Annotated in this window: 14 protein-coding genes; 4 read left to right on the plus strand and 10 right to left on the minus strand. The window is 58.2% G+C overall.

Features of this window, described 5'->3' with window-relative positions; all coding sequences use genetic code 11:
• Positions 1–2: 2 nt before the first annotated feature.
• Entirely contained in the window at positions 3–536 is a 534-nt protein-coding gene (locus tag D9N14_RS07660; protein ID WP_290578683.1) for a YaeQ family protein, read from the plus strand.
• Here D9N14_RS07660 and D9N14_RS07665 read toward each other — a convergent pair.
• Genes D9N14_RS07665 through D9N14_RS07675 form a run of 3 tightly spaced genes read right to left on the minus strand, consistent with a single transcriptional unit; the run spans position 511 to position 2,612 of the window.
• Positions 511–963, minus strand: a complete 453-nt coding sequence (locus tag D9N14_RS07665) for a nuclear transport factor 2 family protein (RefSeq protein ID WP_290578685.1) — start codon at positions 961–963, stop codon at positions 511–513. The two genes, D9N14_RS07660 and D9N14_RS07665, sit on opposite strands and share 26 nt — an antisense overlap.
• A complete protein-coding gene (locus D9N14_RS07670; RefSeq protein ID WP_290578887.1) occupies positions 960–1,319 on the minus strand; it encodes a Crp/Fnr family transcriptional regulator in 360 nt (119 codons plus the stop codon). The genes D9N14_RS07665 and D9N14_RS07670 overlap by 4 nt, the downstream gene beginning before the upstream one ends.
• Positions 1,320–1,349: 30 nt before the next feature.
• Positions 1,350–2,612: a hypothetical protein gene (locus D9N14_RS07675; RefSeq protein ID WP_290578687.1), complete on the minus strand. Its 1,263-nt coding sequence runs from the start codon at positions 2,610–2,612 to the stop codon at positions 1,350–1,352.
• A gap of 148 nt (positions 2,613–2,760) precedes the next feature.
• Between D9N14_RS07675 and D9N14_RS07680 the strand changes: the two genes are divergently transcribed.
• Positions 2,761–3,810, plus strand: coding sequence for an alpha/beta hydrolase (locus tag D9N14_RS07680; RefSeq protein ID WP_290578689.1), 1,050 nt, complete (start codon positions 2,761–2,763; stop codon positions 3,808–3,810).
• Positions 3,811–3,822: 12 nt separating this feature from the next.
• Here the strand turns inward: D9N14_RS07680 and cydX are convergent, their stop codons facing one another.
• Genes cydX through cydP form a run of 4 tightly spaced genes read right to left on the minus strand, consistent with a single transcriptional unit; the run spans position 3,823 to position 6,823 of the window.
• Entirely contained in the window at positions 3,823–3,933 is a 111-nt protein-coding gene (gene cydX, locus D9N14_RS07685; RefSeq protein ID WP_290578691.1) for a cytochrome bd-I oxidase subunit CydX, read from the minus strand.
• Between the two features lie 24 nt (positions 3,934–3,957).
• A complete protein-coding gene (gene cydB, locus D9N14_RS07690) occupies positions 3,958–5,097 on the minus strand; it encodes a cytochrome d ubiquinol oxidase subunit II (RefSeq protein ID WP_317622589.1) in 1,140 nt (379 codons plus the stop codon).
• Positions 5,097–6,653, minus strand: a complete 1,557-nt coding sequence (locus tag D9N14_RS07695) for a cytochrome ubiquinol oxidase subunit I (protein ID WP_290578698.1) — start codon at positions 6,651–6,653, stop codon at positions 5,097–5,099. Before D9N14_RS07695 ends, cydB begins: the two co-directional genes overlap by 1 nt.
• Positions 6,650–6,823: a cytochrome oxidase putative small subunit CydP gene (cydP, locus tag D9N14_RS07700; protein WP_290578700.1), complete on the minus strand. Its 174-nt coding sequence runs from the start codon at positions 6,821–6,823 to the stop codon at positions 6,650–6,652. The genes D9N14_RS07695 and cydP overlap by 4 nt, the downstream gene beginning before the upstream one ends.
• Before the next feature lie 208 nt (positions 6,824–7,031).
• On the opposite strand from cydP, the gene D9N14_RS07705 reads away from it, so the two are divergent.
• Positions 7,032–8,336 carry a sigma-54 interaction domain-containing protein gene (locus tag D9N14_RS07705; protein ID WP_290578702.1) on the plus strand — a complete coding sequence of 435 codons (1,305 nt, stop codon included), beginning with the start codon at positions 7,032–7,034 and terminating at the stop codon, positions 8,334–8,336.
• A gap of 94 nt (positions 8,337–8,430) precedes the next feature.
• A complete protein-coding gene (locus D9N14_RS07710; RefSeq protein WP_290578704.1) occupies positions 8,431–9,213 on the plus strand; it encodes a thioesterase family protein in 783 nt (260 codons plus the stop codon).
• An 89-nt stretch (positions 9,214–9,302) separates the two neighbouring features.
• On the opposite strand, the gene D9N14_RS07715 is transcribed toward D9N14_RS07710, so the two are convergent.
• Genes D9N14_RS07715 through D9N14_RS07725 form a run of 3 tightly spaced genes read right to left on the minus strand, consistent with a single transcriptional unit; the run spans position 9,303 to position 12,175 of the window.
• Positions 9,303–10,730, minus strand: a complete 1,428-nt coding sequence (locus D9N14_RS07715; RefSeq protein WP_290578706.1) for an NAD(P)(+) transhydrogenase (Re/Si-specific) subunit beta — start codon at positions 10,728–10,730, stop codon at positions 9,303–9,305.
• Positions 10,731–10,748: 18 nt separating this feature from the next.
• Positions 10,749–11,021 carry an NAD(P) transhydrogenase subunit alpha gene (locus D9N14_RS07720; protein WP_411267925.1) on the minus strand — a complete coding sequence of 91 codons (273 nt, stop codon included), beginning with the start codon at positions 11,019–11,021 and terminating at the stop codon, positions 10,749–10,751.
• A gap of 11 nt (positions 11,022–11,032) precedes the next feature.
• Entirely contained in the window at positions 11,033–12,175 is a 1,143-nt protein-coding gene (locus D9N14_RS07725; RefSeq protein WP_290578710.1) for a Re/Si-specific NAD(P)(+) transhydrogenase subunit alpha, read from the minus strand.
• Positions 12,176–12,246 lie beyond the last annotated feature (71 nt).

Consider the following 12,246-nt stretch of genomic DNA (forward strand, 5'->3'; position numbering starts at 1 on the left):
TCATGGCGCTGAAAGCCACTGTTTATAAAGCGGAACTGCAGGTGTCGGACATGGACCGGCACTACTACCAGTCCCACGCTCTCACCCTGGCGCTGCACCCTTCCGAAACCGAGGAACGGATGATGATCCGCGTGCTGGCGTTCGCCCTGAATGCCAGTGAGGATCTGATGTTCGGGAGAGGTTTGAGCACCGAGGAAGACGCCGCCCTGTGGCGCAAAGACTTGACGGATCACATTCAGTTGTGGATCGATGTGGGGTTACCGGATGAGCGGCGCATCAAGAAAGCCAGCCATCGGGCTGACCGGGTGCAGATCTACAGCTACGGCGAACGTACCGCACCCATCTGGTGGGAACAGAACCGCAAAAAAATCCGAACGTTCAACAATGTGCAGGTGCACTACGTTACGCCCACCACCTGCAACGAACTGGTGACACTGTGCGACCGCACCATGCACCTGCATTGCACGATTCAGGACGGCGATATCACCTTAGGCAACGACCACAGCAGCGTTACGGTGCAACTGGAACCCTGGTAGCCGGCGCGGCTTCATTCCAGCCCAGCGCCAACCGTTCCGGGTAGAAAAAGAAGTCCTGCACTTCCACCACTTTGCGCCCGCGGATTTTGATCAGGTTGGTTCCCGTGTTCTCCACGGCGCGCCCCTCCCTGTTGGTCAGAGCCACATCCCAATAGGCGATGACATTATTGTTGCCCGCCAGGTCAAACAGGTTCTCCACGCAGACGTGTTTCAACTGAAACTGAATGCGGGGAAAGCGCTCGAAAAAGCCGGCGAACCAGCACTGGATGGCATCCCGCCCGGTGAAGGTGCCACTCACTGACAACTGCCCCGGATACTGAAACACCGCCTGCGCATGCCAGCCGGATAAAAAACCCTCCAGGTTCTTTTGATTGAGTTGGGAAAACGCCTGCTTGACCTGATGCCGTGCCACCAATGAACCGATCATGCTGATCTCCTTGCTGTGTAAGGGGAGGCCTGCGCCCGCAATGGGGACACCAGCGCCCCCACAAACTGGCCCTCGGTGACGAAGGATTTGTTGAATTCCCTGTCACCGGACTCCGTCATGTTGAACACCCGAATCAACCCCTGGTGGACAAAATACACCTCCAACGCCGTTTGACCCGGCCGGTACAGGACGTGCTCGGGAGGCAGGCGTTGCCAACGGCAGGCACGCATGATCCGGCGTAACTCCTCTCGCCCCTGTGGTTCTTCTGTGCCGTGGGGTTCTTCCATAAAAGGCAAGCGCAGCCCCGATGCCAGCATGCGCAGCACTTCCTGCAGGTGATCCTGAGCGGCATCCATTCCCGTCACTGGCCATTCCCCCGCTGTGTCTCAGCGCAACAGTGGGGACTGCAGTACTTTCGATTTGGCGCCGATCAGGGCTTCTGCCGCGCGCTCCAGGTCGTCCAGTGATACTGTGCGCTTTGCCATCAGCTCCCGGACCAGGTGGTCCAGGTTGTACTGATCATTGCTGGCGCTGCGGATTTCCTTGTCCAGCTTATCCATCAACACCACCGCCCGCGCCGTGATTTTGCCGGAGGAATTGGACTTGCGCAGGCTTTTCACCCCCTTGCCCCAGGCCCCCAGCTTGCGCACAATGCTGTCGCGGCGCTCCTGGGTCATGCCCCCGGCCCGATACAGCAACTCAAAGGAATAGAACTCCGCCAGGCCTTCTGCGATCCAGTCGTCATTGAATTGCCCGCTCTTGCTGCCACGAATCCGCGTCACCATATGGGTCAATTCGTGCAGCAGTGGGCTGGTGCCGTTTTCGCTGACCATGGGTCGATCCGAATGCAGATAGAACGAGTTGGACGCGGACAGCCCGCCCCGCCACATGGGGTCCCCCATACCCACCACCAGCAACTTTTCCGGGGTGTTGTGGAAGGCTCGCTCCAGCTCCGGCCAGACAAAATTGAAAAACGTCAGCAGATCCATGCGATGCAGGTACCCCCCCTTGGGCGCACTGATGGCAATGGAGGTGGTGCCAACCGTATCGCGCCGGGTGCCCAGCTTGCCGGCGATCATCCAGCCAGTGGGCCGATCGAACTTACGTTCGGGGTTATCAATGCGGAACACATTGTCACGGCGGCGGGGCCAGCCGGTTTCGATGCTTTTCCAATCCTGCGGCAGAATCACGGTCAATTGCGCCTCCGCATAGGCGCCGTCGTCAAACTCCGATTTGATGGCCGGGAACAGGTCATCCCCGCGAAAAATAGCCCAGTCCCAATTGATCATGGCATCGAATTCACCGGGATCGCGCTCATGGGGGATCTTCACTCGCATGGACAAGCGGGCGTCCGTTGCCGGTGGTTCCCAACGCACCCGTGTCTCGGTGACCGACAGCTTGCCATTGGCCTGGATCGCGGAATAGCGACCCGGCAGATTATCGAACTCCAGGTAGCGGAACAGCTTGCCTTTATCGATGGCAATGGTCACCGCGGCCTGTTCCGACTCCGGCAGCAGCTCCAGGGTATAGTCCAGCTTATAGGCCAGTTCGTCCGCGGCCTGTACGCTGCTCACCACCAACAGGCCAAGACACATCAGCAGCGGTGCTAACAGGCCTCGCACAGCACCACTGTTTCGTTCAATCCACATCTGCAACATATTTAGAGCCAATCCAATTGAGGGCGTACCCGCAGTCTAACATTGTTAACGTAACGATCTCATGGAATCCCGCACGGGGGGTGGCCGAACAGACAAATATTGATACACTTCGTAGCCAAGACACCGAGACACCTGAGTTATGACACTGATCGAAAAAGCCAAGTCCCACGCCCTGCGCACGTTGCTCCACCTGCCCCGCTTCGCCAAGCGCCGTTTGGTGGGGGAGCCGATCCGGGTGGACGGCCTGGAACTGGACCTGGACATGCAGTTGCTGGTGAAACTCTCCAATCTGGAACCACCGGTGCGGCCGTCCCGACACGATCCCCGCCAACTGCACGCCAGCCGCCGGGCCTTCAACGCCACCACCCGGGTGGTACAGGGCAAAGTCATCCCCATGAACACCCGGGACATGACCCTGGGTCGAAGCGCCCCCCACCTGCCGGGCCGCCTTTATACGCCAGAACAGGCCGAAGATCTGTTGTTGATTTATTTCCACGGCGGCGGCTGGGTGCACGGCAACCTGGATACCCACGACAATCTGTGTCGGCACCTGGCGCGGGTCACCCGGGCGCGGGTGCTCTCGGTGGAATACCAGAAGGCGCCGGAGAACCCCTGGCCCACCCCAGTGCTGGATGTCATGCGTGCTTACGAGGACATCGTGACCCGCTTTGCTGAACTGGGGCTGCAGCAGCCGGTGATCGCAGTGGCCGGGGACAGCGCCGGTGGCAAACTGGCGACAGTGCTGGCGCGCAAGCTCTCCACCCGCGAAGACCTGCCAATCCCATCCGCTCAACTGCTGATTTATCCCTCCGCCGACAGTCCGCGGGAGGTGGGTTCCCGCCAGCTGTTCGCCGACGGGTTTCTGCTGACCGATGAAGGCATCCGCATTTACAAGGATTGCTACATTCCACCGGAGCAGGATCAGTGTCATCCGGATATTTCCCCACTGTACGCTGACGATCTACACGGCTCACCGGCGGCGGTTGTGGCCACCGCCGGCTTTGATCCGCTGCGGGATGAAGGGCGAGATTACGCAAAAAAACTGCAGGCTTCCGGGGTGGATGTGGAATGGATCGAATTCCCTGGCCTGGTGCATGGCTTCGCCAACATTCTCTGTTCCCAGTCCGCCTTGAATGCCGTGGAAACGATGGCCGGCGCGCTGCGCCAGAAAATGCTGCAGCACGCCTGAGGCAGCGCACCCCTAGTCGGGATCCGGCCGGTCCATGTCCTCGTTCACTTCCAACCACAGCACATTGATGATGCCGAAGGCACAGGCCAGTAACACGCCCAGAATCCAGGTGAAGTACCACATAATGCTCTCCTCACGTCCAGTTTTTTAATACAAAGAATGGCTGTGGGTACGGATATGCTGCTCGTCCAGCCGCCCCCACATTTTGTAGTAACTCCACAGGGTGTAACCCAGCACCAGGGGCACAAACACACAGGCCACCATCAGCATGATGTTGAGGGTGAGCGCGCTGGAAGTGGCATCCCACACCGTCAGACTGTGATTGGGCATGATGCTGGAGGGCATCACAAAGGGAAACAGGGAGACACCGGCAGTGGCAATAATGCCCCCTACAGCCAGGCAACTGGTCAGGAACCCCCACCCCTCTTTCTGTTTGAGGCAGAACCAGGCGGTGGCAAAGGGCATCACCAGTCCCAGGATGGGAAACACCGTCAACCCGGGCCATTGTTCGTAGTTGGCGAGCCAGGCGCCCGCCTGCACGACGACGGTTTTACCCAGGGGATTGATGGCGCCGTTGGTGTCTGGCAGATCCACCACCACCAGGCCATTCATGCCCGACGCCACCCACACTCCGCAGGCACCAAACAGCAATGCCGTGAACACCGCCACCCGGGCGGCGGCGCGATTGGCACGCTGTCGCACCACGCCATCGGTTTTCAAACCGAGCCAGACCGCACCGTGCATCACCAGCATGCTTAAACTCAGGATGCCGGACATCAGGGGAAACACTGTGAGCAAACCCAACAGGTTGCCCTCGTAGGAAGGACGCATCAGCTCATCAAAGCGGAACGGCAAACCCAGGAACAGGTTCCCGAACGCCACCCCGAAAATCAGCGGCGGAATCACCGAGCCTACAAACAGGGCCCAATCCCAGTTGTTGCGCCAGCGGGCCGAGTCCTGTTTGGAGCGGTAATCAAACCCCACCGGACGCAGGAACAACGCCATCAGCGTGATGATCAGCGCGGCATACATCCCGGAAAAGGCACTGGCGTACACCAGGGGCCAGGCCGCGAACAGGGCCCCGCCCGCCGTGACAAACCACACCTGGTTGCCCTCCCAGTGGGGGCCTACGGTGTTGATGATGATGCGGCGCTGGTCATCGGTTTTCCCCAGCAACGGCAACAGCGCACCCACCCCCATATCAAAACCGTCGGTCAGCGCAAAGCCGATCAACAGCACACCCACCAAGCCCCACCAGATCAGCTTCAGGGTTTCATAATCGGCAATCATTGGGCTTCTCCTTCAAAGTGATAACGACCGGTACCCAGGCTGCTGGGCCCCTTCCGCACAAAGTGCACCATCAAGAACATCTCCACGATAAACAGGCCGGTATAAAACAACACGATGGCAATCAGGCTGCTCCAGACATCCCCGGCCGCCAGGCTGGAGGCAGAAAGATGGGTGGGCAGGATCTCACCAATGGACCAGGGCTGGCGCCCGTACTCCGCCACGATCCAGCCACATTCCGCCGCAATCCAGGGCAGCGGGATGGAATAGAACGCCATGCGCAATACCCATTTTTTCTCGCCAATGTGATGGCGGGTGGATTCATAAAAGGCCAGCAGGAACACCAGCAACATGAAGAAGCCCGCCCCCACCATGACCCGAAAGCCGAAGAACAGGGGCCATACCTTGGGAATGGAGCGATCCACCGCCGCCTGGATATCCGCTTCGGTGGCACTGACCACATCCGGCACATCCTGCTTCAACAGCAATCCGTAACCCAAATCCCCTTTCACCTGCTCAAAGGCGGCCCGGGTTGCGTCGGTAACCCCCTCCTGCCGTAATTGCTGCAGCAGGCCATAGGCCGCCATACCATTGCGAATACGCGCTTCGTGTTGCTGTTTCAGATCGGCAATGCCCAGCACCGGCTCGTCCAGGCTGCGGGTGGCAACGATGCCCAGCGCATAGGGAATCCGCACGGCATAGTGGGTGGTTTGCGCCTCATCGTCGGGCCATCCGATCAGAGTGAACGCCGCCGGGGGTTCATGGGTTTGCCATTCCGCCTCTATGGCCGCCAGTTTGGTTTTTTGCACGTCCCCTAGCTCGTAACCGGATTCATCCCCCAGTACGATCACTGACAGAATCGACGCCGTGCCGAAACTGGCGGCAATGGCAAAAGAGCGCCGGGCAAAGGGAATATCCCGCCCTTTCAGCAGATACCAACTGGAAACACCCAGCACGAACATGGCCCCCGTCACATAGCCCGACGCCACGGTATGCACAAACTTCACCTGGGCCACCGGATTGAAAAACACCTCACCCATGGAGGTCAGTTCCATACGCATGGTTTCGTAGTTGAACTCCGCCCCCACCGGATTCTGCATCCAGCCGTTAGCAATCAGGATCCACAGTGCCGACAAATTGGAGCCCAGGGCCACCAGCCAGGTCACCGCCAGGTGTTGGCGCTGGCTGAGCCGGTCCCAACCAAAGAAGAACAGGCCGATCAGGGTGCTTTCCAGGAAGAACGCCATCAAGCCTTCGATGGCCAGGGGCACCCCGAAAATATCCCCCACGTAATGGGAGTAATAAGCCCAGTTGGTGCCGAACTGGAATTCCATGGTCAACCCCGTGGTGACCCCCAACGCAAAGTTGATCCCGAACAACTTACCCCAGAAGCGGGTCATGTCTTTGTATACCGTCTTCTGGGTCAGCACATACGCCGATTCCATAATGGCCAGGATGAACGACAATCCCAGGGTGAGCGGCACAAAAATAAAATGAAACAAAGCCGTGAGGGCAAACTGCAAGCGTGCCACTTCAACGGCAGATGCATCGATCATGGGTGCTCCTTAGCGGAAGCGTCCGCAGGCGAATCAAGGTACAGGTCGGCAGGTTGGTGTTGCTGTTCCAGAGAGGGGAAGAAGGCCATTTTCAGACTGATGATCAGCACCAGTTTCACCAGCAGAATCCAGGTGACATGCCGGCGCAGTGACAGATCCATTCGTTGCATGATTCAAGGCCCCTCTCAGTGGCTGACAGAAACAACAGTCCCAACCCTCCTAATAGCATCGCTCATGCCAGCCTGAGGCACGTCGGGTAAATTTTTTATCTTATTGTTTTTATTTAAAATAGTTACCATGCATGGATTTTCTGTGTTGCCATACAGGCCCGCCCCTGCCATATTTGACAGACTGATACTGCCATTTTGGACAGCACACATGATCAATATCGAGCCGTCTGGCCTGCTGACCCTGTTTGATAAACCGGCCATTTTCATCGACAAGAGCTACCGGATTCTGGCCAGCAACCCGGCCTATGAGAAGCGTTACGGCACCCCCCAGGACGGCAGCCGCTGCTACAACGTTTCCCACAGTTACGACAGCCCCTGCCACACCCACGGCGAATCCTGCCCTCTGCAACAAGCGCAAAGCTCCAGCAAACCCGCCCGCTGCCTGCACATCCATCAGCAGCAGGATCATCGCCAATACTGCAACGTGCAGGTGCTGCCGGTGCCGGACGGCAAGGGTGACCACCTGGGTTACATCGAAGTGATCACCGAGTCGGAATCCGCCAGCCCCCTGGCCAGCAACAAGGCCCTGGTGGGGGAATCGCCGCCGTTTCAACGGATGATGGAAAGTGTGTACCGGGTGGCTCCCACCAACGTGAGTGTGCTGCTGGAGGGAGAGTCCGGCACCGGCAAGGAGCTGATCGCCAAAGCCATTCACGATGCCAGCCAGCGGCGCCTGGGCAAGTTTGTGGTCCTGGAATGCAGCGGCATCAACGAGAACCTGTTTGAAAGCGAATTGTTCGGCTACCGCAAAGGCGCCTTCACCGGTGCCCGCAGTGACCGTGAGGGGCTCGCCGCCAGTGCCAGTGGTGGCACCCTGTTCCTCGATGAAGTGGGGGACATCCCCATCAACCTGCAGGTGAAATTGCTGCGCCTGTTGGAAACCGGTTCCTTCCGCCCCATTGGCGCGACCGAAATGGAACGTACCGATTTCCGCCTGATCTGCGCCAGCCACAAGAACCTGAAGGAGATGGTGGAACAGGGCACCTTTCGCGAAGACCTCTATTACCGGCTGGCCACCTTCCCCATCCACCTGCCGCCCCTGCGGGAGCGCAAGGAGGATCTGCCCGCCCTCTGTGAAGCCTTGCTGGCCAAGCCGCCGGTGCCGGAACACACCTACGTGAGTAACGCGGCCCTGCGCCAGCTGGCCCGCTATCGGTTTCCCGGCAACATCCGCGAGTTGCGCAACATCCTGATCCGGGCCTCGCTGCTGGCGGACGACCACGTGATCCAGACCAAGCACCTGCCCGGCGACATCACCGATCTGATTTCCGCCCACGACAAAAGCCACTTCGCCGAAAAGCTCCATACCCTGGAGGAAATCGAGCTGCAGTACCTGCACCACGCCCAGGAGGTGTTCGGCGGCAGCCCGGCGCAGCTGGCGCAGCAACTGGGTGTCAGTGAACGCACTCTTTATCGCAAACTGGCCAGGCTGAAGCAGGCCGAAACGGACTAATAACGTCCATTTCGGCACCTTTAGTGCGAAAAGCGTTGACCCTGCGGTATTTCAACCTACCATGTTGGAACATCCAGCTGTTTCCGGAGGAGCCATGCAATTCACCGATTTACTCACCAGCATCCAATCTGAGCCCGGCGTCAGCCTGCTGCCCGACCCCGCTGACTGGCTGCAGGGCCGTGCCCTGTTCGGCGGGTTGCAGACCATCCTCTGCCTGCACGCCATGCGCTCTCTGCTGCCGGAAGTACCCTTACGCTCCCTGCAAACCACCTTTATCCAACCGGCCCGCAGCCCCCAGGTGAGAGCCGTGGCATCGGTGATTCGCGCCGGCAAAAACGTCACCCACGCCGAAGCCCGACTGCTGGATGACGAGGAAAACGTAGTCGCCCTGGTGGTGGGTGTATTCGGCGCCGCGCGGGAATCCGCCGTCAACATTACCCCCCAACAACCGGCGGTGGACAGTGAACGGCCCCGCCACTTCAAACAGTTGCCCGGCGTGCCTGGCTTCACCAAACATTTCAGCGCCACCTGGCTGGTGGGAAAACTGCCGTTCGGCGGCGACGACAGCACCCACAACGTGGTGCAACTGGGTATGCCCGGAGAGCAGGCCTGCAGCGAATATCATGTGGTGGCCCTGGCGGACTTCATTCCCCCGGTGGCCCTCAGCCACCTGCGCCAGCCGGTGCCTGGCAGCTCCATGACCTGGATGCTGGAATTTTTGGGGGAAGACTTTAACGGGCTGCCGTTGGAGAACTGGCGGGTGGACGCTGACCTGGTGGCCGCTGGCGAAGGCTACACCCACCAATCGGTCACGCTGTGGGGCCCCAACGGCAAACCCATCGCCCTGAGCCGGCAGAACATGGTGGTCTTTGGCTGAAACCAGCCACGCCCGAAAACAAAAAAGCACGCCGAGGCGTGCTTTTTTGTGGTACTACTCGTAGGTACTATCGCTAGGTACTACCGGTCTTACAGATCTTTCATCGCGCCGATGATTTCCTGCAACACCAGCTTGGCATCACCGTGCACCATCAAGCTGTTCTCATTGATAAACAGCTCGTTGGGAATACCGGCAAAACCGGGTGACAAGCCACGCTTCACCACGATCACCGTCTTGGCGTTGGCCACTTCCAGAATCGGCATACCGAAAATTGGCGAGTTCGGGTCCTTGGACGCTGCCGGGTTGGTCACGTCGTTGGCCCCCAGTACGATGGCCACATCGGTTTGGGCGAATTCCGGGTTAATGGCATCCATTTCCACCAATTGCTCGTAGGGCACTTCCGCTTCCGCCAATAACACGTTCATGTGACCGGGCATACGGCCTGCCACCGGGTGAATCGCATACTTCACATCAATACCGTGTTTCTGCAGCATGCTGGCCAGCTCACGGGTGGCATGCTGGGCCTGTGCCACCGCCAGGCCGTAACCGGGTACAAACACTACTTTCTTGGCGGAATCCAGCAGCATGGCCACTTCGTCTGCACTGGTGACCTTCACCTTACCTTCATAGAAGGCATCGTTCTCATCCTTGGACACACCCGCCTGGGCCGCCATGGAGCCACCGAACAACACATTGGTGAGCGAGCGGTTCATGGCCTTACACATGATGGTGGTCAGGATCAAACCGGACGCACCCACCAGCGAGCCGGTGATGATCAACCCATTGTTGCCCAGCACGAAACCGGTGGCCGAACCCGCCAGACCGGAATAGGAGTTGAGCAGTGCAATCACCACCGGCATGTCCGCGCCGCCGATGGGAATCACCAGCGCCACACCCAGCAGCAAGCAGATCACCACCATCACGATCAACAGATCCGTATTCTGCAGCGGATCGGTATAAACGAAGTAGCAGGCACCGGCCAGCAGCAGGACAATACACACCTTCACGATGGCTTTGAACATGCCGATGGAGGACGGATCGCCCAGCTTACCCATCAGTTTGCCCACCGCCACAAAGCTGCCAGTGAGGGTGATGGCGCCGATCAGAATACTGAAGATCAGGGCGATGGCCCACTGGGTGTTGGCTTCCGGCATGCCCATGATCACGCCCATGGGCATGGATGCCGCTTTTTGCATTTCAAGATAATTAGCAGACGCCACCAGCAGTGACGCACCACCACCGAAACCGTTCAAAGCAGCCACCATCTCCGGCATGGAGGTCATCTGGACCTTCTTCGCCAGGAACGTACCAATGGCCGCACCGATCAGAATCCCCATGATGATGTACAGGTAGCTCACCACGTTCTGCTCCAGCAGAGCAGCAATCACCGCGATCAACATACCAATGGCGGACAGCTGATTACCCCGAACCGCCGTCTTCGGCGTGGTCATCCCCTTGATGCCGTAGATAAACAATACGGCCGCGACAAGATAAGCGAAATTAATAAACGAGTGCATGTGCTTTCCTTCTTAGCCTTATTTCTTTTTGAACATGTGCAACATACGGTCGGTTACAGTGAAACCGCCGAAAATGTTGATACAGGCCAGAATGATCGCCAGCACACCCAGGAAAGTGGACAGACCATCGGTTTGCTCGCCACCACCGGAACTGATGATGGCACCCACCACCACAATACCGGAGATCGCATTGGTGCCGCTCATCAGCGGTGTATGCAACGTGGGAGGCACCTTGTTGATCACCTCCACACCCACAAAAATCGCCAACACGAAAATTGTGAGCGTCAACATTAACATTTCCATTATTTTGCCCCCTTCTCTATCGCTTCCAGCAGGCCAGCATGTTTGATTTCGCCACCGTCTGTTACCAGTGTGGCCGCAACAATTTCGTCTTCCAGGTTCATGGTCAGCTCACCGTCTTTCGCCATGTTCTGCAGGAAGGTGGTGATGTTTTTGGTGAACAACTGGGAGGCGTGAACCGGAACCCGGGAAGGGTGATCGACATAACCGATGATGGTGACACCATCCACATAGACTTTCTGGTTGACCACGGTGCCTTCCACGTTACCGCCCCGTTCTGCCGCCAGATCCACAATGACGGAACCCTTCTTCATGCATTTCAGCATATCGGCGGTAATCAGTCGCGGAGACGGTTTGCCGGGAATGGCCGCGGTGGTGATCACCAGATCGGACTGCGCCACCTTGGCAGACATCTGCTCACGCTGGGCTTTATAGAAGGCTTCTGACTGCTGCTTGGCGTAACCGCCGGAGCTGGTGCCTTCCTCCTGGGGCAGATCGAACTCAACGAACTTGGCACCCAGACTTTCCACCTGCTCTTTTACTTCCACCCGAGTGTCATAGGCTTCCACCACAGCACCCAAACGGCGGGCAGTGGAGATGGCCATCAGCCCGGCCACACCGGAACCAATGATGAACACTTTTGCAGGATGAATGGTACCGGCTGCGGTCATCAACATGGGGAAGTATTGGGGCAACACCATGGCGCCCGCCAACACCGCCCGATAACCGGAAATCGCGGCCATGGAGCTGAGCACGTCCATGCTTTGGGCGCGGGTAATGCGGGGAATGAACTCCAGCGCAAAGCTGCGAACTTTTTTGGCCGCCAGCTGCTTCACCAGATCCTGGTTGAACCAGGCATCCAGCATGCAAATCAGGGTGGAGCCTTCTTTGATGAGATCCGGCTCATTGTCAACCAGATGGCGCACTTTCAAAATCAGGTCAGCCTGTTCATACAAGGATGCGGCGTCCGGTGCAATGCTGGCCCCTGCATTGCGGAACTCGTCATCATCATAATGAGAGGCTTCCCCCGCGCCGCTTTGCACCACAACGTCAAAGCCTGCGCCTGTTAATATTTGTATACCTGAGGGAATAACAGCCACGCGATTCTCCCCAGGGTATATCTCTCTCGGTATACCCACTAACATTCTTCGAACTCCAAACCGATTGATTTTTATAGGTATTTTTAGATTATAGGCCTATAAACGGGCAAGCTGGT

The sequence above is a fragment of the Ketobacter sp. genome, assembly GCF_003671495.1.
Taxonomy (GTDB): domain Bacteria; phylum Pseudomonadota; class Gammaproteobacteria; order Pseudomonadales; family Ketobacteraceae; genus Ketobacter.